This is a genomic window from Streptococcus rifensis, assembly GCF_053203525.1.
Window position 1 is genome coordinate 103,825 of sequence record NZ_JBRUCW010000001.1, and the last position, 22,633, is coordinate 126,457.

The following is a 22,633-nucleotide window of genomic DNA, read 5'->3' on the forward strand; positions in this document are numbered from 1 at the left end:
ATGAAAAATGTCATACTGTTTGAATAACTACATTTATCTGTTAATTGGTAGTTGGGTCGATTTTTGTAGCCTGATGAAAGAGTAGTTGCCAAGATTCATGACGGCGCCATAGGGAGCTGTGATGCTGCTGTCCTAGATGATACTGGACCAGCATGCTTTTTTGACTAATAGGGGTTACGGAAAAGTTAGCCGTGTGCTCAGTAGTAGCTGGTTTTTCTAAAAACTGGCTCTTAGTGAGGTGTTCTCCCTGAGCATTGATTCCTTTAAAACTATCTGCCACAAGATTTTGGTAATTATCTTGATGCGTTAGCACCAAGTTTTCCATACGATAGAGTTTGTTGAAGATATTCTCAAAGACTTCATCGTCATCAATGATTGCAGGTTCTACATGGATATCGACGTCAAACACTTGGTATTTCATTTTTAAAAGGTTTTCGACTTGTTCGGTCACATCGTGGCTTTCGTAGACAGAGAGGTCTGGATGCATTTCGAGGACGACATCTAAATAGATATTGCTGCCGTAAGTTCGGCCACGAATGGCTTTGACAGCACTAATTTTTGGAAGTTTGAGGATATCCTCGCTATATTTGTCTAATAATTGCTCATCAAAACCATCTGACAGGGTAAAGTAGGATTCCATGAAAATGCCATAAGCTGTTTTCAATATTAAGATGGTAATGACGATAGCAACCAGTTTATCGACGATGGGAAAGTCAAAACTTGAAGCAAAAATAGCGATGGCTGTACCCGTTGAAATGAGGGCATCAGTGAGATTGTCCTTGGCAGCGGCCTTCAGGGCCTTGGAGTTGACCTTGGTAGCTAAACGGCTGTTGTAGAGGTACACCGCAAACATGATGATGGCTGAGATAATGCCGACAAGGGCACCAATCGGGTCGACAGGGCTTGTCTCCTGGTTAACGATTTTCTGAACAGTATCCCAGAGTACATCAAAGCCAACAGCAAACATCAAAAATGACGTGATTAAACTGGCCAGGTCTTCGATTTTCCAGTGACCAAATTTATGATCCGTGTCTGCTGGCCTTCTGGCTAAACGAAGGCCAATTAAGACAGCTAGATTAGCAAGAATATCACTCATGTTATTAAAACCATCAGCTATCAACGCGGAGGAATTATAAAGATTACCAGCTGTTAGTTTGGCGATAGACAGCAGGATGTAAGCTGCTATGCCGATGAGGGCACCTCGCTCTGCTATTTTTAAATTCGTAGCTTGTTGGTTCATCAAATACCTTCTTTCTAATACTAGGGATTCAGGTTATAGTCTATTATAGCGATTTGGTCTTGAATTTTCAAATCTAGTTTGTTGAGAAATCCTGGTGTTAGAAGGAGCAAGGGACCTGAAATTTTGTTATAATGGATAGGTTAATAGTCTTGAAAGAGCTGATATAAAGGTGTGATTCGACTGATATCATGGCCTTTTACTGAAAAAGATAGTGATAGAAAGCGAGAGAACGATGAATCCTTTATTGCAAGGCATGAACGACCGCCAAGCAGAAGCGGTACAGACGACAGAAGGGCCTCTCTTAATCATGGCAGGAGCTGGATCAGGTAAGACGAGAGTTTTGACCCATCGCATTGCCTACTTGATTGATGAAAAAATGGTCAATCCCTGGAATATCTTGGCCATTACCTTTACCAATAAGGCAGCGCGTGAGATGCGTGAACGGGCCTTTCAGCTTAATCCTGCGACTCAAGATAGCTTGATTGCGACCTTTCATAGCATGTGTGTCCGTATCTTGCGTCGAGATGCTGATCATATTGGTTACAACCGCAACTTTACCATTGTCGATCCAGGTGAGCAGCGTACGCTGATGAAGCGGATCCTGAAAACCCTGAACTTAGACCCTAAAAAGTGGAATGAACGGGCTATTCTGGGCACCATTTCCAATGCGAAAAATGACTTGATTGATGATGTCGGCTATGAAAAGATGGCTGGGGATATGTATAGCCAGATAGTGGCGAAATGCTACAGTGCTTATCAAAAGGAATTGCGGCAATCAGAAGCTGTTGACTTTGATGATTTGATCATGCTGACCTTGCGTCTTTTTGATCAAAATCCTGATGTCTTGACCTACTACCAGCAGCGCTACCAGTACATCCATGTGGATGAGTATCAGGATACCAACCATGCCCAATATCAGTTGGTCAAACTCTTGGCATCACGCTTCAAAAATATCTGTGTGGTCGGAGACGCGGACCAGTCCATTTATGGCTGGCGTGGAGCTGATATGCAAAATATCCTGGATTTTGAAAAAGATTATCCAGAAGCCAAGGTTGTCCTCCTTGAGGAGAATTACCGATCAACCAAGAAAATCCTCCAAGCAGCCAATGACGTGATTCAGAACAACCGTCATCGCAGAGAGAAAAAACTTTGGACCCAAAACCCTGACGGTGAGCAGATTACCTATTATCAGGCAACAGATGAGCAGGATGAGTCAGTCTACGTTGCAAGAACCATTGATGCCTTGATTCAGGAGCACAGCTATCGTTATCGTGACTTTGCCGTTCTTTACCGGACCAATGCCCAGTCACGGACCATTGAGGAGGCCCTGCTCAAGTCTAATATTCCTTACACGATGGTTGGAGGGACCAAGTTCTATTCCCGCAAAGAAATTAGGGATGTGATTTCTTACCTCAATATCATTGCTAACCCAGCGGATAATCTGAGCTTTGAGCGCATCATCAATGAGCCCAAGCGAGGTGTTGGGCCAGGAACCCTCGAAAAGCTACGCAGCTTTGCTGCTCAAGAAGGCTCCTCCCTTTTAGATGCCAGTCAAAACATCTTGCTGTCACCCATTAAAGGCAAGGCGGCGGGTGCTGTCTTTGAGTTGGCCAACCTGATTGACTACCTGCGTGTCAGCTTGGATAGTCTGACCGTCACAGAAGTGGTGGAAAAGGTTTTGGACAATACCGGTTATGCTGCAGCCCTTGCCAGTCAGCGCACACCTGAAAGTGAGAACCGTCTTGAGAATATCCAAGAATTTCTCTCAGTGACGAAAAGTTTTGATGAGAAAGCCCAGAAAGAAGCAGCAGACGAAGAATCTGGTCTAGATCGTCTCAGCCGTTTCCTCAATGACCTGGCTCTGATTGCAGATACGGATGATGGTGATAGTGAGAGTGATGATGTTACCCTCATGACCCTCCATGCGGCCAAGGGTCTGGAATTTCCGGTTATTTTTATCATCGGGATGGAAGAGGATGTCTTTCCGCTCAGCCGGGCCAAGGAAGACGAAGATGAGTTGGAAGAAGAGCGTCGCCTCGCCTATGTCGGGATTACCCGAGCCGAGCAACGCCTCTACCTGACCAATGCCAGTTCTCGCCTCCTTTATGGTCGGACCAATTACAACCGCCCGACCCGCTTCCTCAGTGAGATTTCCAGCGACCTTTTGGACTACCAAGGCAATGCCCGACCAGCCAATACTAGTTTTAAGGCTTCTTATGTCAATGGGGCTGCGCCAACCTTCGGACAAGGCATGAGCTTGGCTCAAGCCCTGCAAAGCCGAAAAGCCCAGGCTGCGCCTCAAAGCAGTCGTAGCCAATCGACTTCAGCGACTGCTAAGCCTGCCATTGATTGGGAGATTGGTGATACTGCCCACCACAAGAAGTGGGGCGATGGCATCGTTCTTGAAGTCTCAGGAAGCGGAAGCGCCCAAGAATTGAAAATTAACTTCCCAGAAGTCGGCCTTAAAAAATTGCTGGCCAGTGTCGCACCGATTGAGAAAAAGTGAGAAACGACATTTCTGAATAACTATCGATTAGGTTCAAGTAGAAGTTGTCTATGAAAACGACTTTGTCTCATTATTAGAGGTGGCACTATCCTTTCCTAATGATGAGACATTTCACGACTGTCCTTGGTAAAACTTTTCGTAGAAGAAGGGCTTATAAAAAAGTATGAACCGAATAATTTCTTGGTTCATACTTTTTTATTAGAAATAGAAAAATCTATTATTTTAGAAATGACTTTTCTTTATATTATTAATAAGATTTTAATAATGTTTAAGTTTACTTTAATTTTATTTAGGTGTATAATGGTTATAGAAGGAAGGTGATATAAGGGTGGCAAAAGAGAACTTACCAGTTTGGCTGGCAGAACTAGAGGCAGAAGACATCGAATTTATCCGTCGTTTCATTTTGGCTTCGGGTTCGCTAAAGGAAATGGCAAGCTACTATGAGATTTCCTATCCAACCATTCGCCTACGCTTGAATCGCTTGATTGAAAAAGTTAGCCAGCAAGACCAACCAGAAGAGCCTTATGTTAACCTCATCAAAGAATTGGCACTTGACGGAGAACTCTCCTTTGACGTTGCCAAAAAATTGATCACATCTTACAGAGAAGAAAGGAAGTAATCTTATGCAATTACTTGTCATTGTAGCGACTGTTATTCTCGCCCTTTTAGAGTGGTATATTACTTACCACACAACTATTAATAAATGGTTATTACGCCTATTTGTTATTATTCTCGCCATTCCAGTCGGATTGACTTTGGGTGGACACTTGATCGCTTTGCCTTTGGTCTATATCCTACTAGTCTTCATCTTTGAGTCCCTAGATTATTGGATGAGAAAAGAAAGGAGCCAACAACCTATTTCAGATCTCCTTCGGTCAAAAATTAAGGATTTATAAAACACCACTATAGTTGTTCAAGCAATTACTCAAAATCAAAAAATCTTATTTTTACTATTGCTTGAACAGTCTGGAAGACTATTTTAGCCAAGAGAAGCGAATGTAAAGGATTTAATCTTTAGAGCCAGCTTGTCTGGCTTTTTTTTGTGCTCCTGTTATAGCTTAAAACTATGCATCTCTTCAAAAATAAGTATTAGACAAGTTGTTTGAAAAGGATTACAATAGAGACAACACTAAAAAAGCTTTTAAAGGAGTCCTTTATGACACGTGACTTTAAGTTTGAAACCTTACAATTACATGCTGGGCAACCAGTTGACCCTGCTAGCAAATCACGGGCTGTGCCTATCTACCAGACAACTTCTTATGTCTTTGACAGTGCTCATGATGCGGAAGAAATCTTTGCCCTTCGCCAACCCGCTAATATCTACACACGGATTACCAACCCAACGGTAGCCGTACTCGAAGAACGTTTGGCGGCTCTTGAGGGTGGCGTTGGTGCCCTTGCGACAGCTTCTGGAATGGCTGCTATCACCTATACAGTCTTGGCCTTGGCCCATGCTGGAGACCATGTGGTGGCTGCGACGACCATTTACGGGGGCACCTTTAACCTGCTTAAAGAAACCCTGCCCCGCTACGGGATTACCACAAGCTTTGTTGACATCGATAAGCTGGATGAGGTGGAAGCGGCCATTCAGGATAATACCAAATTGGTCTTGATTGAAAGCCTTGGGAATCCTGTCATCAATGTGCCTGATTTTGAAAAGGTTGCTGAAATCACGCATCGCCATAAGATTCCATTGGTAGCAGATAACACTTTTGCGACGCCTTACCTGATCAATGTATTTGAACACGGTGTTGACATTTCGGTTCATTCGGCAACCAAGTTTATCGGTGGTCACGGGACGACCATCGGTGGGGTTATTGTCGATTCTGGTAAATTTGATTGGGAGGCTTCAGGCAAGTTCCCGCAATTTGTGGAAGAGGATGCGACCTACCACAATCTCAGTTACACACGTGACATCGGCGCAGCAGCATTTATCACAGCTGTACGGACCCAGTTATTGCGCGATACCGGTGCAGCCATCTCGCCTTTTAACGCTTTTCTTCTCTTGCAAGGGCTTGAAACCTTGTCTTTACGCTTAGAGCGCCATATCGAGAATACCCAGAAAATCGTTGCTTTCTTGAAAGACCATCCAAAGGTGGAAAAGGTCAACTATCCAGGGTTAGCCGACAATGCCTACTATGATCTGGCTCAGAAATACTTCCCTAAAGGAGCGGGTTCCATCTTTACCTTCCATGTTAAGGGAGGACAAGCAGAAGCCCATACCCTTATTGATCATTTGGAAATCTTTTCAAATCTGGCCAATGTCGCGGATGCCAAATCTCTAGTTGTTCATCCTGCCACCACAACGCATGGTCAGTTAGGCGAAGCTGATCTTTTAGCCTGTGGCATCACCCCTAACCAAATCCGCTTGTCGGTTGGTCTTGAAAACGCCGATGACTTGATTGACGATCTGCGGATTGCCCTAGAGACCCTAAATTAGTGATAACAAAACCTCTGAAACGTATAGTTTCAGAGGTTTTTAACAATATTAAACCAACTATGGATTTGGCTAGAAATCAATACTAAATTTCAGCTATTCTCTCTTGACTTTCCTAGCTTTGCTTTTGACAGGTTATTAGATAATTTCAAGGCAATTCATTATCTATTGATTTGTAGCTTACTTATCTTTTTTGTTGTTTTCTTCATCATCATCAGTCTTATCATCTTTGATGTCTTCTAAGTCTGATTTTTTTTCTTCCAGCTGAGGAACTTCAGTATTAGCGCTTAAATTTCCAGAGCGAGCTTCTGGATAATAATCAACAATGACTTTAGGAACGTTATTCTCGTTAGTCTCTAATTCTGATTGGGGGATGTGGTTGTGGCTAACATTAATTTCATTAATAGTCTTGTTGGGAACATCTAGTTTTAAGGTTTGGATATTATTGTAGTCAGCATCAATTGTTTGAAGAGCGGTGTAATCATTTATTCCTTCTAGTGAAGTCAAGTTATTGTTGTCAACATCTAAATTTTTCAGGGATTCTTGTTTACCCTCTATTTTAAGACTTGTAATACGATTGTTATTGGCAGAAAGCTTGCTCAGCTGTTTTGCTTTTTCAACACCTTTTAGAGACGTTAATTCATTTTTGTTCACACTAACAGTTTCTAGATGAGGATTGTTTTGAAGGAAATCCAAATTGTTTACAAGGCTTTCATTGGCAATGAGATGTTTAAGTTGAGGATTTTTAAGTGTTGATAACTGGAGATTCTGGTTATTAGAGACAAAGAGGCGTTCAAGCTGCTTCTTATCATTCAGCACTTCTAAGTTTGAAATATCATTAGCATCTAAACTAACGGCCTGTAAATTTTGTAAAGGTTTTAGAGCAGTTAAATCTGAAATCTGATTATAGTCTAAATTGAGTGTTTCCAGATGAGGTAATTTAGCAAGTACCGAAATATCTTTGATACCATTTCCATTTGCTGCAAGATATTTAAAATGAGGATAGTCTGCTAGGAAACTAAGATCTGATAACTCATTTTGAGATAGGTCGATACCTTCTAGTGTAGGAATTTCCTTCATAAAACTGTAGTCTTTAATGCCAGTTTTAGTCATCAGCAGTTGTTTCAGATGTTTGAATTGAAAAACAGGTTTAATATCACGAATAGTCGTACAGCCAATCCCCAAAATTTCAATATTAGGCATTAAGTCAAGGCCTTTTCTTTCAAGGGGGTTCTCTCTTTGTCCAATATTAATGCTTTTAACAGTTTTTAACCAATCCTTCATTCTTTCAGGACTTGTTTCTGTTGCTGGAAAGTCAGAACTGGCCGTAGCATGGAGGATGTCTATGATAATTTCCTCGTCAAAACCAAGTTTTCTTAGTGTTTCCATACCAATTTTTTGATGAGCATGTGGATCACCGTGTGGGTCTTCAATTGGCTCACCGATAACGATCTTATCAACATCAATAGAATGGTAGTGATCATCATGAGGATAGACGAAAATTTTTCCATTAGGCCCATCAGTGATTTGGATGCTTTCCTCTGGAATGTTGAACTGTGACGCTAAATAAGCTTTCTTTTTAGCTAGCTCTAATGCTTCTTTTGAAGGCTTAGCTGGCTTAGCCGGTTTAGCTGGTTTTTGAGGAACTGGTTTAGGATTTGGAGTAGGAAGAATGGTTTTTGGAGCAATTGGCCTAATCGAGGATGGAGCTGTTCCTTTAGGGATAAGGTGCTCCCAAGGTGTATTTCTGAGATGGTCAAAAGGAATCAGGTGGGAGTGACCATTGTGATTCACTAAAATCCCTAAAGCCGTTTTCCCTGTGACATTTGAACCATCAAATTGGAAGCCATCACTAGTCGGATAGTGGATTCCAGGGATTCCCCGGTCAGTTTGTGTTGTTGGTGGATTTGAAATTAAGAGATCTGGTTCAGATGTTCTAGGGCTCGGAGTATTCTGGTTGGGAAGAAGCTGAGCGTTATGAGAAGGGGCTGCGTTTCTGTTAATCTGTCCCAACTGGCTTTTTAAGATATAGTGGAAATGGTCACCATGCCGCACAGTGTACCCATTAGCATCTTCTGCCACAATATCATTTGGATTGAAGACATAACCATCGTCTAAGGAATGAGAGGCGTTGTCTGAAGTTGTTGCAGCTTTTTTACGAGGTTTAGGATCTTCCACAAAATCTTTAGGGATGAGATAGGACCATTTACTGTCTTTCAAGTCTGAGTAGAAAAGGAAGTGGGAGTGTCCGTTATGATCAACGACAATGCCCTCAGAAGTTTTACTGATAATTTGTTTTTCGTCGGTTAAAAGGAAACCATCATCAGTTGGTTTATCTACTCCTGGAACGGAAGAGCTTGCTTGTTTAGTAGGTTTTGTCTGGTTTTTGGTCAGCTTCTCAGCCTCAGTTTTTTCAATAATATTTGCTCCAGTTTCTTCTGGATAATAATAAACCTCGTCGGATACCTTGACAATGTACCCTTTTTCTAATTGGTAAAGGACATCCTTTTTGTCAAAATCATAGGACTTGGGCGCAACTGTTTCTTTTAAAAATTTTGCTGTGAAAGGGACAGGTCCAATTTCAGGATAAAGATCTTTTCCAATCAGGCGTTCATAGCCGTTTTCAGTAAGGCTGGCTACGACTACCAGATTTTCTGCCTTTTCTTCTGTGTTTGAAACTACCAAGGCTTTATCTGTTTGAGCAGTAGAGGAAGAAGCTGTCTCTTGTTTCTCTTGATTGTTTTGGCAACCAGCTAGGCAAAGATGACAGGAAAGTGCGATACCAGCTAGTATCAGGGCTTTTTTTGATGATTTCATAAGTTAACTCCTTAATTTTAATTAACCAGTTAATTATATAACTTATAACCATGTTTTGCAAGTTAAAATTGAAACTACAGGTAAAAAACAGATGATAAGTAGACTAAAAAGAGATTTAGTTTTAGCAGAACGTCTGAAATGAGTCATAACATCTCAAGGACTTATTTTTGAAAATAATGAAAAAAAGGCGTATAATAATACATTGTCCCTAATAGACGATTTAGCGGAGATTAAGGGATTGGACTTATTGAAAAAGACGATGAGGGGATAGGATGCACTTAGTAAAAAAATTAAGCTGGTTTTTCAAATTGGAAAAACGGCGCTATGCGGTTGGGATTTTTTCCTTAGCTTTGGTAGCAGTTTTAAACTTAATTCCACCTCGGGTTCTAGGAAATGTTGTCGACAGGATTAATAATCGTGAATTAACGAATGGCGAATTGTGGTGGAATATTTTTCTACTAGTAGGTTCTGCTGTAGCCATGTATTTGTTGCGGTATATATGGCGGAAATACATCTTTGGAACGGCTAATCATTTAGCGCGCATCCTTAGGTACCGTTTGTTTGAGCATTTTACAAAGATGTCGCCATCTTTTTATCAAAAGTACCGGACGGGTGATTTGATGGCCCATGCGACTAATGACATTAATGCTGTCACTCAGACAGCTGGTGGGGGTGTGATGTCTGCAGTTGACGCTTCCATCACCGCTTTGGTGACGCTCTTAACCATGATTTTCGTTATTGACTGGCGCTTAACGTTAATTGCTATTTTGCCATTACCTTTTATGGCCATGGCAACGAGTCGATTGGGTCGCAAGAACCATGCGACCTTTAAGGCTGCTCAAGAAGCTTTCTCAGATCTGAACAACAAGGTTCAAGAGTCGGTAGCAGGGGTTAAGGTGACCAAGTCCTTTGGTTACCAAGAAGACGAGACCAAGAGTTTCGAAGAAACCAACCAGACCGTGTTTGATAAAAATGTAGTCTCTGCTCGTTACAACGCTCTCTTTAGTCCGCTGGTTTTGATCTTCGTTGGCTTTTCTTATCTCTTGACTTTGATTGTCGGAACGGTGTTGATTCAGCGACAAGCCTTAACGATCGGAGAATTGATCACCTTTATCACTTATCTGGATATGTTGGTTTGGCCCTTGATGGCAATCGGATTTCTTTTTAACGTTATTCAAAGGGGAACAGTCTCTTATGACCGTATCGATACCCTTTTGTCTCAAGAGAGTGACATTCAAGAATCTGAAACACCACTCAATGGAATTGAAAATGGTCGTTTAGAGTATGCTATTCAGCATTTTGCCTACGATGACATGGTGACCCTTGAAAATGTTCAGGTCAGTGTTGAAAAAGGGCAAACTCTGGGGATCGTTGGTGTTACAGGTTCTGGGAAAACAACCCTCTTGAAGTTATTACTGCGCGAACGCGATGTTCAAGAAGGAAGTATCCGGCTGAATGGTCACGATATCCGTGATTACCGCCTTTCAGATTTGAGAAGCCTGATTGGCTATGTCCCTCAGGATCAAATGCTGTTTGCGACGACGATTCGGGAAAATGTCCGTTTTGCGAATCCTAATCTCTCAGACGAAGCCGTAGCGCGTGCTACCCAATTATGTGGTGTCTATGAGGACATCATGGACATGCCGGAGGACTTTAATACGATTATTGGAGAACGTGGAGTTTCCCTCTCAGGTGGTCAGAAACAACGTCTTGCCATGAGCCGTGCCTTAGTCATGGATCCTGATATCTTAATTTTGGATGATTCCCTTTCAGCCGTCGATGCTAAAACAGAGCACTTCATCCTCGAAAATATGAAAGCAGAGCGTTCTGGTAAAACCACGATCATCACAGCTCACCGATTGTCAGCCATCGTGCATGCAGATGTCATTATTGTTATGGACAATGGAACCATCAAAGAACGCGGGAACCATGAGAGCTTGATGGCACAACGTGGCTGGTATTACGAAACCTATCAGTCTCAGCAATTGGAACAGACCTTGAAAGGAGAAGCGGATGACAACTAAAACAAAAGAACCTGGTGTTTTCAGCCGTCTCTTACGCTATGCTGTTAAGTACAAGTGGGGCATGCTATCGGGTCTCTTCTTTGTCCTAGTGACAACAGTGGTGACGACAGGAAATACCTTGCTCATTCGTTACTACATTGATCAGCATATCGAAGACGGAGTGACACGGATTGCCTTGGTGATTATGCTCTTTAACTTTGGAATGGTCATTATCCGGGCGGTTAGCTCCTACTTGAGTGAATTTCTCTTTGCCAAGGTAGCATATGCAACGGTGCGTGATCTGCGTCAGGCTGCCTTTTCCAACATTCAACAGTTAGGCATGTCCTACTTTGATCAGACACCAGCAGGAGCCATCGTCTCTCGCTTGACCAATGATACGCAGGCAGTTGCCGATATGTTCGCAACGGTCTTCCAAAGTTTCTTGAAATCAGGCTTTATTTTTGTGGCGACTTTAGTGGCCATGTTTAGCCTGTCCTGGCAGTTGACCCTCTTTGTCTTGCTATTTCTACCAGTCATTTGGGGATCAGTAGCTCTTTACCGCCATTTTTCAGAAGAATTGGTCACACAGACCCGTCAAAAACTGTCTGAGATCAATGTTAAGTTATCAGAGTCGATTGAAGGCATGCGGATTATTCAGGCCTTCCGTCAGGAAGGGCGTCTGACAGATGAATTTGAAGCCATTAACGAGGAGCATATGCTTTATGCCAATCGCACGATTAATGTCAATTCCTTCTTTCTGCGTCCAGCCATGTCCCTTCTGAAGATTTTGGCTTATGCCATGATTTTGACCTACTTTGGTCTAAATTGGCAAACTTCGACCTTCTCAGCAGGATTAATCTATGCTTTCATCCAGTATGTGTCTCAGCTCTTTGATCCACTGATTGAGGTGACACAAAACTATGCGACCTTACAAACATCGATGATTTCAGCCAAGCGGGTCTTTGAGATGATTGACCGTAATGACTACGAGCCTCATCAAGCTGGGCAAGATCTTGAAATCACACGAGGTGATGTTGTCTTTGATAAGGTCAGCTTCTCATACGATGGGAAAAAAGATGTCCTAAAAAATATTTCCTTTACGGTCAAACAAGGAGAAACCATTGCCTTTGTCGGATCGACTGGATCAGGAAAGTCCTCAATCATCAATCTCTTTATGCGTTTTTACGAGTATGAGCGCGGTCAGATTACCATTGATGGGCATGACATTAAAGACTACTCGCAGGATGCGCTGCGTCGTCAGACTGGCTTGGTTCTGCAGGATCCTTTCCTCTATCATGGCACCATCGCCTCTAATATTCAGATGTACCAGGATATTAGTCGAGAAGAGGTGGAGGCTGCGGCACGCTTTGTCGATGCTCATGATTTCATCTCAGCCCTGCCTGCTGGTTATGATAACCCCGTCTCAGAGCGTGGAACCTCGTACTCATCTGGTCAGCGCCAACTCTTGGCATTTGCAAGAACCATGGCAACGGAACCTAAAATCTTGATTCTAGATGAAGCGACAGCCAACATTGACTCTGAAACCGAAGAAATCATCCAAGGGTCTCTTCGCAAGATGCGTCAAGGTCGAACGACCATTGCGATTGCCCATCGCCTGTCAACCATTCAAGATGCCAATTGCACCTATGTGCTTGATAAGGGTGAGATCATCGAGTCAGGAACTCACGAGGAGTTATTGGCTCTCGGTGGCACCTATCACAAAATGTATCAGCTTCAAGCCGGTATGATGGAAAAAGCTTAATCAAATACCCTCTGATGTCTTGGCATCAGAGGGTATTTACGTCTAGCGATAGAAATTGATTGAGCTGGTCTGCCCCAGTAACGCGGACATAGGTCAAGGGATTGCGGTCGGCAAAATGCGAATGCAGCTGATCAAAGGGCTTGAATTGCGCTAATTGCTGTTTGGACAAGTTCTTGGGATTGATTTGAAAGATAACCTGTTGGTTGAGGAGACGATAAGGCAAAGAACAGTTAGCCTTGTCTAAGATGGCTTGGTTCAAGGCTTCGTTGTGCTGGAGCCTAGCTTGTAAAGCTTGTTTGTTTTTGGCAAACATGCCATTTTGAATGTAGAGTGAAAGGGCCTTTTGCATGATGAGGTTGGTATCAAAGTCAATTAATTGCTTATAGGACAAGAAAGGTTTGACAAGAGCGCCAGGCAACACGACAGTCGCTAGACGTAGGGCTGGGAAAATAGCGCTGGAAAAGGACTTGAGGTAGATGACCTGCTGATTAGTATCGTAGTAGTGGAGCGGTGGTTGGTGTTTTCGGTCAAAGTCTGCCATGTAATCGTCTTCGACGATATAGACCTTATACTTGGCTGCTAAGCGAACCAGCTCTTGTTTGTCTTTTTCGGTATAGGCCGTTCCTAGAGGGTTATGTAGGCGCGGGATGGTATAAAAGTACCGAATCCGACCGGATTGAAACTGCTCTTCAAGCACTTTAAAATCAAGCCCGTCCCAAGTTCTAGCTACTGTCTGGTAGGTCAGCCCCAACTGTTTGACCAATTCAATCATCCGAGGGTAGGTCGGCTCTTCCAGTAGAATAGTGTCGCGACCATCTGGGTAATCCAGCTGGCTCAAAATATAGAGAGCTTGTTGGGTCCCTGTTGTAATGACCAGCTGATCTTGCTTGCTATAGACATCAGAAGAGACCAGTAATTTTTGAGTAGCTTGAAGCAAATCCTCAAGGCCTTCTTGCTTATGGTAGTAGTTGAAAAGGTAGTTTTCCCGACCGACCAAGCTTTCATTGAGGCAAAGCCTGAAATCATCATAGGCCAGATTGGCAATGTCAGATGGGGGTAAGGGTAGAGGGGCGTCCTTGACTTTGGATTCTAGGACATAGTAGCCTGATTTGTGAACGGGGTAAATCAGGTTCTGGTGGCGAAGTTCAGCCAAGGCCTTTTGGACAGTGTCCTTATTGCACTGATAGGCTTGACTGAGTTGCCGTATAGACGGCAGTTTATCACTGGCCTTGAGCTGACCGGCTGTGATTTGCTCGGTAATGTCATTGACGATGGTCTGGTATTTACTGGTCATCAAACTGTCCCCCGTACAGATGGTTTAGCCCTATTATAGCGTAGCCATTGCCCAAAGACAAGGGAAAGGGTACAGGAGATAGAATCAAAAAACCAGACCCTGTGGTTGGGTCTGGGAACTCTTATTCGTCTGGCACATATTCTAAAATATCACCTGGTTGGCAACCCAGTTCTTTGCAAATGGCTTCCAAGGTTGAAAAACGGATGGCCTTGGCCTTTCCGGTCTTTAAAATGGAGAGATTGGCCGGTGTGATGCCGATACGCTCTGCTAACTCACCAGACCGCATTTTTTTCTTGGCCAGTTCTACATCGAGATTAACAATAATCATTTCCTGGCCTCCTTAGATGGTAAATTCGTTTTCTTCAGCGATGGCAGTGGCTTTTTCCAAGATGATGGACAAGGTCCAAACCAAAACAGCTGTTAGGAGGTAGTACATGTTGAAAAAGCCGTACTCGAAGGACACTTCATTGGCGCCATTGGAATAGTAGCTATGGATGACAAGACTGGCAGCATCATTTCCTTGACGAATCAAGGAGCCAAGCACCAAGAAAAAGGTCGATAACTTGGCCAAACGGACGTTTTGTGGGACAAAAATCTCTTCAGCAATGATGTTTTTCATAAAGGCCCGCATGCAGATAAGAATGCCGAGCGTTGCAATAGTGTTAATTACTTCAATCAATAAGCCGATTGGCGTGCTGGTAGCAGGGTCGCTATTGAATTCTAGAGAGAAATTCTCAAAAATGTTCTGGATCCATTCTGCATCGCCTAACCAGGTTAAGAACCAAAAAATCAGTCCAGCGATCGTTGCAACAGCTAATCCAACGATTAGGATATTGATTAGATAAATCACCCAACGGAGATAGCTGAATTCACGGTTGATCAGCGGTTTCTGTTTGTTACTTACGAATCCCCAGATGAAGATGCCCATGGCGATGAGAATTAGGGGTAAGAGAATGAGGACAGGAAATAGCATAGTATGTCTCCTTTGGTATCTAGTAGTATTAATTGCTGATAAAGATAAATTTTTTATTCTAGAGCGATAAGAATAGTGTACCATAAAGCCAGATAGAAAGCTAGTCTATCTGGAGGTGACTGTTATGTCGCCTCCGTAGTTATGGACTTCGAGAAGGGAAGGAGCATCACGGACTGAAGTTGTTTTGCTAACTGTTCCATAACCATGGGCATCGAGTTGGTAGGTGAGGGCTAACTCTTTTGAGACGGTAACAGTGATGTCACCGCCTGCACTGTCTAGCTGGAGGTGTTTTAAAAGGCTCTTGTGGCCTAAGATCACATGGATGGTGACAGCCTCACGCTTGTCTTCATTGATGTTAATATGACTTGTTCCGATTCCTGAATTCCAGCGTTCAAAAGAAAGAAGTAGCTCATTAGGGCTAACGGTTGTGTAGTCAGGATTAGCTAGGCTTTCGAGACTGCGTTTGGGAACTTTGCCAGATACCAGAACACTTGTTTCTGTTTGATCTCCCTGTTCTATAATGAGATGGACAGGCTGATTGAGCCCACCGACATAGATGTCATCAATCGTCGCCTCAAGGTTCCAGGTCTGATGAATGGATTCGGTGGTGTCTTCTTGACTGGCAAAAGCGACGACGCCAATTCCCAAAAGTCCGAGCATAGCGATACAAAAGCTGATAAAGAGAGTTTTTCTCATGGTTTTGGTGTGAAATCGTTAGTCTTCTAAGGTAACGGTCACATCTCCTTTCTGAGATTTGATTTTGGCTTCACGGTCGCTGTTTTCTCCATTTTTGGGATGATTTGCTTGGCCACTTTTGCTTTTAACCGTAAAATGGCCGTCAAAGCTGGTAGGAAGAGTCACATCAAGCTGGCCGTTTGAGGTAAAGAGGGAAAAATCTTCAAATGAAGTACCTTTTGCAAGCGCAATTTCAATGGTAACGGATGGCTTGTCTCCCATGACAGTCATACTGAGACCTTCTTTGGAAAAGCTAATGAAGAGGTTTCCGTCTTTGTCCATGCCAAACTGTTCTTCCAAGTTGGCGATGTTGGACTGGGCGATTTGTCCTTGGACACGGACAGTGGTTTGGCTAGCTTCTGTTTCTTTGACAAGGATTGTTGCTGGCTGCTCAAGCCCGTCAATATAGATGGTTTTAATGGGTTCAGCAGTGAGGGTAAAGGTATTGTCGTAGAGGGTATCCGCAGCGTCGTTTTTAACGCCTTTCCAGACGAGACCGGCTAACCCAATGATGAGGAGACCTAAGAGTCCTAGTAAGATTTGTTTTTTCATGGTATCTGCTTCTTTCTATTTAAATTCGCGTTTGGCAAAGAGGAGGTAGCCAGCAAGGGCATAGAAAATGGTAAAGAGTATGGAGGCCAAGCTAGTTGGTGTGAAGTAGTGACCTGTAATGTCAACTTGTCCTAGCTGATTGAACATCATGTAAGGAGTGAGCTTGTCTGTTTGAAAAAGCATGCCCATCATGAGGCTAAAGAGTTGATCAAAGAGTAAGGCGATAATGATGTACACCATGTAAGACTGGTAGATACGGTCAAAAAAGGCAAATATAAGAGCACAGAGACTGATGATGACCGTGTAGAGTGGCAGTTGGTACCAAAGATAAGTGAAAACCAGTGAATAGCTAGCGACACCAGACAAAAGATGGTGGATAAGGCTGGTCACTCCAAGAGCGACTACGAGATAGCTCCATGCTAAGGCGATGGTCATGCCCCATTTGTAGGCAAAGACCTTGAGACGGTTTTGACTTTTGATCAAAATATTGTTGATGGTACGGTTGGTCAAATCTTCTCCCAAGAAAATTTTGGCAGGTGTGACAAAAAAGAGGGGGAGTAAGGTCGGCCAAACCATGACTAGGTTTTGGGCAGCTGTTTGCGAAGTGTCCTCTCGATAGAGGTAGGCAAAGAGGCTGGCAAAGACAAGCAAGAGACCAAGAGAGAGGAGCGACAGGTACTCTTTTTGCATACGGTATACATCGGCTTTGAGGTAGTTCAACATGGGGTTCTTCTTTCTAATCTAATAGGCTTAAGTAATAGTCTTCAAAACTGCTACCAGAAGGGTAGATAGCGGTGATTTCGATGGCATGCTGGTTAAGATATGTAATCACTTCTTGAACGCTCTTATCTGGCGTAAGGAGGATGGCATCAGCGGACCGTGTCATCTCAATTCCCCATTCCGTTAGAAGGACTTGAGCTTGGTCGTTGTTGGTTGTTGCTAGGACAATCTGATTGGCGACCTCATGGTGCAGGTCTGACTTGTCGATGTCTTGAATGACACGTCCCTTGTGCAGGATGACAAAACGATCAACCACTAATTCCAATTCCGATAGGATATGACTGGAAATGAGAACGGTAATGCCGTAGTTGTCACGAAGATTGTGGATGATTTCCCGCATTTCCTTGATACCGGAAGGGTCCAAGCCGTTGACAGGTTCATCTAAAATCAGAAAATCAGGAAAATCAAGGATAGCAAGAGCGATAGCCATGCGTTGTCGCATACCTAGAGAAAAATCTTTCACCTTTTTCTTGTCGTCAACATGGGCTAAACCAACCAATTCAAGGACTTCTGCCATTCGTTGCTTCGGCTTTTCAATGCCAATTTGCAGAGCGGCATAGGTCAGATTCTCCTTAGCAGACATATTGGGGTAGAGGACAGGGGATTCGATAATGGCTCCGATTTTGTAGTTGTCTGCCTTGGTGATGGTCCCACTTGTTGCGGGAATCAAGCCAGATAGGATACGGATAAGGGTGGTTTTTCCAGCGCCGTTTTGGCCAACAAGTCCTAAGATTTCGCACTTTTGAATGGAGAAACTGACCTGGTCCAAGGCTTTTTGTGAACCGTAGTGTTTGCTGATAGTTTCGATTGTGAGTAATGGAGTAGACATAGGTTTTCCCTTCTTTTAAATGGTTAAATTTTCTTTTGTCATGTAGCGGCGGGCGTAGTCGCAAGCAAAACCTGCAATGATAAGGTAAACACTATATTTGATGTCAATGATGTAGGTACCAACTGGTGCTTGAATTGTGGTGAGGTAACTGGAGAAGAGTTCTGCTAGAAAGATGAGGCCACCCAAGCGTTTGATCGTTTTAGAGAAGTCTTCTGTCATCAGGTCAGATAGTTGGAAGTGCTTGATTGGTCGCTTGAGCATGTGCAAGCCAAAAATCCAAAGGCCATTGTGCATAAGGAGAACAGCAAGGTTTCCAAGGCTGATGTGACTGGTCATGGTCATGCCGAGGGTGTTGAAAGAGGAGAGGTCTGTCATTGGGAGAAATATGATCAGTAGAGCCAAGAGGCTTTGGATAATCAGAAGAGCGGTAGCAACTGAGAGAGTGATGTGCAAGAATGATTTAATGAGTTTCATGATAGATGTTCCTTTTATTTTGAGATTTGTTTTGAAAAAGCCGAGCTCTTGCTTTTTCCTTTATCGATGACGAATTGCTGTTTTTAAATGTTTTGTTATCGTCTTTCGATATATTTAGTATATCACATAATTTTTGAATTGCAACACTTTTTTATCGTTTTTTGATAATTTTTTATTTTTTTACACAAACATTAAATTGTGCAACTTTTTTAAGATGGCAAAAAACACTTGAAAAGGGTTTCTTGGTTAGGTATAATAAAGGTAACAATAAGATATGAACAAGCGGTGGCTTAGGTCATGCAGCCGGGCCTTCGAGTCTGAAGGCAGCAGAAAATCCGTCAGTAATCTGAGGACGTATCTGTGAGACAGTAGAAAACTGTCCACAGGTGCGTCCTTTTTTTGAACGGATGAGAAGTGGAGAAGGAGGAAATGATATGATGAACTATATCAGAAATAACCGTCAATCCCAGTTTCTTCTGGCAGGAACGTGTTTGATGGTCGTAGGATTTGTTTTGGGAGCTAAAGAGAGTGAACTTAGTAGTTGGAGTTATTATTTAGCAGTCGTATGTCTAGGCTATTTTGCAACAAAGCAAGCCATTCACTTGTCGCTAAAAGAGCGCAAAGTGAATGTGGACCTTTTAATGGTATTAGCTGCCATTGGGGCTCTATCAATCGGAGAGGAAGTGGAAGCAACCGTCTTGCTCTTTATCTTTGCGGCTGCTGAAGTGTTAGAGCGCTATGTGACTGACAGGTCCAGTTCAGCTATTACCAGTTTGATGGAAGCTGTCCCTAAAACAGCACAACTGGTAGGTAAAGGTAATCACATCCAAACCGTTTCTACCGATCAATTACAGCTAGGAGATCTTGTCTTAGTCAGTAAAGGGGCTCAGATTCCTATTGATGGTTTCGTGTCGCAAGCAACGACAGTCAGTGAAATGGCTCTGACCGGAGAGGCTTCACCTGTTGAAAAGCAATCGGGTCAGGAGGTCTTTGCAGGAACGGTCAATCTTGGCGAGCCGGTGCAAGTTGAAGTAGGAAAAAGGAGTGACCAAACTGTCTTTTCTAATATTGTTCGTCTAGTTCAAGAAGCTCAAGAACAACCATCCCAGCTAGCGAGGTGGATCGATCACTTCGAAGGGTGGTATGTTATAGCTGTACTGGTTACCGTACCATTGTTTATTATAGCTTTGATGGTGATACAGGAGTTGGGTTGGCAGGATGCCTTTTACCGGGGGATGGTTCTATTGACTGTCGCAAGTCCTTGTGCACTGGTGGCCTCTGTGACACCCGCAACCTTAAGTGCTATCAGTCGTGCGGCCAAGCTAGGTGTCCTCGTTAAGGGAGGTCAGGCTATGGGGAATCTAGCTGAAATCAGTGTGTTGTATACAGATAAGACGGGTACCCTAACAGAAGGAAAATTCAAGGTTGTCAACCTTTCGATATCAACAGAAAACCAACCCTTGCTTTTAGGGATGACCAGTCATTCCCAACACCCCATATCCCAAGCCATTAGCCAGTATCTCTTGGAAAAAGGGGTAGTACCTCAAAAAATGACAGCCCCTATTGAAGAACATCCAGGTCAAGGGTTACAGGCGGGACCTTACCAGCTGCTAAATAGAAAAGCAGTGGCTACTCTCTCTGATCCCAGTTACTTTTTTACCCAAGCAGCTCAATTTCTGACAACGAGCTTTTTGACAGATGGGAAGGAAATTCTAGGATTTATAGCCCTTGAAGATCAATTAAGACCGGAGGCGATTCGAGCTGTCCAAGCCTTCCAAAAAGAAGGCATTCGTGTAGAAATGCTGACAGGAGACAACGAAAGGGTTGCTGAGCAAATTGCCGCCCAAGCTGGTATCGATCAATTTGAAGCGAACTGCCTTCCTACGGATAAGGCAACGCGGGTTCAAGAGACGGTTCAAACGGAAATCGTCGCCATGATAGGAGATGGAATCAATGATGCTCCGGCTCTGGCACATGCCCATCTCGGGGTCGCAATGGGGTCTGGATCGGCCATTGCCATGGAAACGGCGGACCTCGTCATGGTTCAAAATAATTTGGCCAAATTTTATGAGGTTTACCAAATGAGCCGTAAACTGAAACGCATTATTATTGAAAATGTTGGATTTGCAGTCGGTGTCATGATCATCTTAATTGTTCTCAATGTTTTAGGGATCCTTGACTTGACCCGAGGGGTTATCTTTCATGAGGGCTCGACCATTCTGGTTATCCTAAATGGTCTGCGTCTTTTGAAATGGCAGTCGGATTTATGATATACTAGCCTTATGAAAATTTTATTACCCACGGCAAAAGAGTTAAATACAGATCTACCAGGCTACCAAATGGAAGCCCTTGATGAGCGGACAGAGGCCATTGTTCAAACACTGTCTTTCTTGTCTTCAACAGACTTACAGAGGCACTACAAAATCAAACCAGAAGCCGTTGAACAGGAAGCCGATCACTGGTCTCGTTTAGCTAAAGGCCAGGCGCAATCCTATGCTGCTTGGCAGCTGTTTAATGGGCTGATGTACCGACAGATGAAGCGCGAAAATCTTAGCGATGGCCAAATCCGCTATCTTAACGAGCATGTCTTTATCACGTCAGCCCTCTATGGCGTTATTAATGTCTTTGAGCCTATTGCGCCTCATCGTTTGGATTTTCTGATGGGCTTTAAGGTCAATGGGCAAAGCCTGAAAAACTACTGGCGTGAGCAGTATGACCAAGCTGTTGCTGAAGACGACCTGCTTATTTCCCTATTATCTAATGAGTTTGAGACTGTTTTTTCAAAGACTACTCAGGAGAAGATGGTCAAACTGATTTTTATGGAAGAAAGGGACGGTCAGCTCAAAACCCACTCGACCATTTCTAAAAAAGCGCGTGGCAAGTGCCTTAATGCATTGGTGGACAATCACGTGACTACTGTCTCAGACATCAAGAGCTTGGTCTTCGAAGGGTTCAGGTATCAGGCAGACCTCTCCAAGGAAAAAGAACTTGTTTTCGTCAAAAAATAGCGATCAAAAAGCCCTGAAGCAAATTGCTTCAAGGCTTTTAAAGTAGGTTTTTTTAATAAGACACGGTCAGCTTATCCAATAGCTGCGACTAAAGCGTCAGACTGTGCTTGAAGTTCCGCTAACTTATCGGCTTCAAGAACCAATTGACCATCACCCCAGGCAGAATCGTTAACACGAGTAGCGGTAAATGGTTCAACAGCAGTTGTGCGGATGAATGGTAAGAGATCTGTGTAACTGTCAAACATTTTTTCTTGACCACCGTTAGCGACTGAAGAAACAGTTACCAGTTTCCCATTGATAGCAGAAGGGCCTGTTGGGTCAGAAAGGTCTACCGCACGGCTCAACCAATCAAGCAGGTTTTTCACTGGGCCAGGAATAGAGAAGTTGTAAACTGGAGAGAAAATCCAAATGGCATCGACATCTTGAGCTGCTTCACGGGCTGCTGCAACTGATGGTAGAACTGGTGTCTCAAAATCTTGGTTGAAAACGGGAACGTCAGTATACTCAAGATAACTTACTTCAGCCTTGCCTTCAAGTGCTTTTTCCGCAAGCTCAGCGAGTTGGTGGTTAAAAGATCCTTTGCGAAGCGATCCGACGATAAACAATACTTTTTTCATGATAAAACTCCTTTGAATTAATGTGCTTTTTAAGCATGAAAGTAGTATACTCCTTTTATCACTAATTAGCAATAAATTAGCTCAAGTTTTTAAATTTTTTGAGGAGACTAACTAAAAGGTCTTGTTCTTCATCGGTCAAGACACTAAAAATGCGACCAACGTTTTGGTAATGATCTGGTAAAATCGTTTCTATAAAATCCCTTCCCTTGTCTGTCAGACTAATCAAGCATGCTCGCTTATCAAGGGGATTGGGATGTCTTGTAATCAAACCATCTCGAATCATATTTTTGACGACAACCGTCATATTTCCTGATGTCGTTAACATTTTATCAATTAAATCCTGAATTCGGAGGTCTCCTTTGTTATAGAGAATCTCAAGCACTCCAAATTGGGTCAGTGTAATCCCATGCTGTTTGATTAAGGGGGATTCGAGGAGTGTAATAGTATGGACAGTTCGTCTGAGTGCAATCACGCTGTTTAGTGCAGAGCGATTAGCTTCTATAATAGTATCGATGTCATTCTTTTTCATGCCTATATTGTAGCAAGTTTTAGTTGAACAAACAAGCCATTTTGACTATTGCTGTAAAATAACTTTCATAAATGAAA

Annotated in this window: 20 protein-coding genes and 1 riboswitch; of the genes, 8 read left to right on the forward strand and 12 right to left on the reverse strand. The window is 43.1% G+C overall.

The genetic code is table 11. The features are described 5' to 3' along the window. Positions 1-40: 40 nt before the first annotated feature. Positions 41-1,240: a cation diffusion facilitator family transporter gene (locus ACVRYP_RS00485; protein WP_447466863.1), complete on the reverse strand. Its 1,200-nt coding sequence runs from the start codon at positions 1,238-1,240 to the stop codon at positions 41-43. 232 nt (positions 1,241-1,472) lie between these two features. Here ACVRYP_RS00485 and pcrA point away from each other — a divergent pair, with 232 nt between their 5' ends. From pcrA to ACVRYP_RS00505, 4 genes are all read left to right on the forward strand, one after another. Further along, positions 1,473-3,746: a DNA helicase PcrA gene (gene pcrA, locus ACVRYP_RS00490; protein WP_447466864.1), complete on the forward strand. Its 2,274-nt coding sequence runs from the start codon at positions 1,473-1,475 to the stop codon at positions 3,744-3,746. 328 nt (positions 3,747-4,074) lie between these two features. Next, the gene (locus tag ACVRYP_RS00495; protein WP_447466865.1) at positions 4,075-4,365 is read left to right on the forward strand and encodes a DUF2089 family protein; all 291 of its coding nucleotides are present in this window, start codon (positions 4,075-4,077) and stop codon (positions 4,363-4,365) included. 4 nt (positions 4,366-4,369) lie between these two features. After that, entirely contained in the window at positions 4,370-4,642 is a 273-nt protein-coding gene (locus tag ACVRYP_RS00500; RefSeq protein ID WP_447466866.1) for a hypothetical protein, read from the forward strand. Between the two features lie 260 nt (positions 4,643-4,902). After that, positions 4,903-6,186: an O-acetylhomoserine aminocarboxypropyltransferase/cysteine synthase family protein gene (locus ACVRYP_RS00505; RefSeq protein ID WP_447466867.1), complete on the forward strand. Its 1,284-nt coding sequence runs from the start codon at positions 4,903-4,905 to the stop codon at positions 6,184-6,186. A 177-nt stretch (positions 6,187-6,363) separates the two neighbouring features. Here ACVRYP_RS00505 and ACVRYP_RS00510 read toward each other — a convergent pair whose 3' ends face one another. Continuing rightward, positions 6,364-9,000, reverse strand: coding sequence for a pneumococcal-type histidine triad protein (locus ACVRYP_RS00510; protein WP_447466868.1), 2,637 nt, complete (start codon positions 8,998-9,000; stop codon positions 6,364-6,366). Between the two features lie 272 nt (positions 9,001-9,272). Here ACVRYP_RS00510 and ACVRYP_RS00515 point away from each other — a divergent pair, with 272 nt between their 5' ends. Both ACVRYP_RS00515 and ACVRYP_RS00520 read left to right on the forward strand, forming a co-directional pair. Beyond that, positions 9,273-11,024 carry an ABC transporter ATP-binding protein gene (locus tag ACVRYP_RS00515; RefSeq protein ID WP_447466869.1) on the forward strand — a complete coding sequence of 584 codons (1,752 nt, stop codon included), beginning with the start codon at positions 9,273-9,275 and terminating at the stop codon, positions 11,022-11,024. Beyond that, positions 11,014-12,765, forward strand: a complete 1,752-nt coding sequence (locus ACVRYP_RS00520; protein WP_447466870.1) for an ABC transporter ATP-binding protein — start codon at positions 11,014-11,016, stop codon at positions 12,763-12,765. Before ACVRYP_RS00515 ends, ACVRYP_RS00520 begins: the two co-directional genes overlap by 11 nt. Before the next feature lie 25 nt (positions 12,766-12,790). On the opposite strand, the gene ACVRYP_RS00525 is transcribed toward ACVRYP_RS00520, so the two are convergent. The 8 genes from ACVRYP_RS00525 to ACVRYP_RS00560 all read right to left on the reverse strand — a co-directional run bounded on the left by ACVRYP_RS00525 (position 12,791) and on the right by ACVRYP_RS00560 (position 18,402). Then, positions 12,791-14,059, reverse strand: a complete 1,269-nt coding sequence (locus ACVRYP_RS00525) for an aminotransferase-like domain-containing protein (RefSeq protein WP_447466871.1) — start codon at positions 14,057-14,059, stop codon at positions 12,791-12,793. 121 nt (positions 14,060-14,180) lie between these two features. After that, entirely contained in the window at positions 14,181-14,387 is a 207-nt protein-coding gene (locus tag ACVRYP_RS00530) for a helix-turn-helix domain-containing protein (protein WP_307122300.1), read from the reverse strand. Positions 14,388-14,399: 12 nt separating this feature from the next. After that, positions 14,400-15,032, reverse strand: a complete 633-nt coding sequence (locus tag ACVRYP_RS00535) for a DUF2975 domain-containing protein (protein WP_447466872.1) — start codon at positions 15,030-15,032, stop codon at positions 14,400-14,402. A gap of 105 nt (positions 15,033-15,137) precedes the next feature. Then, entirely contained in the window at positions 15,138-15,728 is a 591-nt protein-coding gene (locus ACVRYP_RS00540; protein WP_447466873.1) for a hypothetical protein, read from the reverse strand. An 18-nt stretch (positions 15,729-15,746) separates the two neighbouring features. Continuing rightward, entirely contained in the window at positions 15,747-16,319 is a 573-nt protein-coding gene (locus tag ACVRYP_RS00545; protein WP_447466874.1) for a hypothetical protein, read from the reverse strand. Between the two features lie 15 nt (positions 16,320-16,334). Continuing rightward, complete coding sequence (locus ACVRYP_RS00550) at positions 16,335-17,042, reverse strand: hypothetical protein (RefSeq protein WP_447466875.1); 708 nt, start codon at positions 17,040-17,042, stop codon at positions 16,335-16,337. 13 nt (positions 17,043-17,055) lie between these two features. Beyond that, positions 17,056-17,928, reverse strand: a complete 873-nt coding sequence (locus tag ACVRYP_RS00555; protein ID WP_447466876.1) for an ABC transporter ATP-binding protein — start codon at positions 17,926-17,928, stop codon at positions 17,056-17,058. Positions 17,929-17,943: 15 nt separating this feature from the next. Further along, the gene (locus ACVRYP_RS00560) at positions 17,944-18,402 is read right to left on the reverse strand and encodes a hypothetical protein (RefSeq protein WP_447466877.1); all 459 of its coding nucleotides are present in this window, start codon (positions 18,400-18,402) and stop codon (positions 17,944-17,946) included. A 264-nt stretch (positions 18,403-18,666) separates the two neighbouring features. Further along, a riboswitch (NiCo riboswitch) is annotated at positions 18,667-18,773 on the forward strand. Positions 18,774-18,836: 63 nt separating this feature from the next. On the opposite strand from ACVRYP_RS00560, the gene ACVRYP_RS00565 reads away from it, so the two are divergent. Continuing rightward, entirely contained in the window at positions 18,837-20,672 is a 1,836-nt protein-coding gene (locus tag ACVRYP_RS00565) for a heavy metal translocating P-type ATPase (protein ID WP_447466878.1), read from the forward strand. A gap of 12 nt (positions 20,673-20,684) precedes the next feature. Then, positions 20,685-21,410 carry a peroxide stress protein YaaA gene (yaaA, locus tag ACVRYP_RS00570; protein WP_447466879.1) on the forward strand — a complete coding sequence of 242 codons (726 nt, stop codon included), beginning with the start codon at positions 20,685-20,687 and terminating at the stop codon, positions 21,408-21,410. 71 nt (positions 21,411-21,481) lie between these two features. On the opposite strand, the gene ACVRYP_RS00575 is transcribed toward yaaA, so the two are convergent. Both ACVRYP_RS00575 and ACVRYP_RS00580 read right to left on the reverse strand, forming a co-directional pair. Beyond that, positions 21,482-22,027 carry an NADPH-dependent FMN reductase gene (locus ACVRYP_RS00575; protein ID WP_447466880.1) on the reverse strand — a complete coding sequence of 182 codons (546 nt, stop codon included), beginning with the start codon at positions 22,025-22,027 and terminating at the stop codon, positions 21,482-21,484. A 76-nt stretch (positions 22,028-22,103) separates the two neighbouring features. Further along, positions 22,104-22,556: a MarR family winged helix-turn-helix transcriptional regulator gene (locus tag ACVRYP_RS00580; protein WP_447466881.1), complete on the reverse strand. Its 453-nt coding sequence runs from the start codon at positions 22,554-22,556 to the stop codon at positions 22,104-22,106. Between the last annotated feature and the right edge of the window lie 77 nt (positions 22,557-22,633).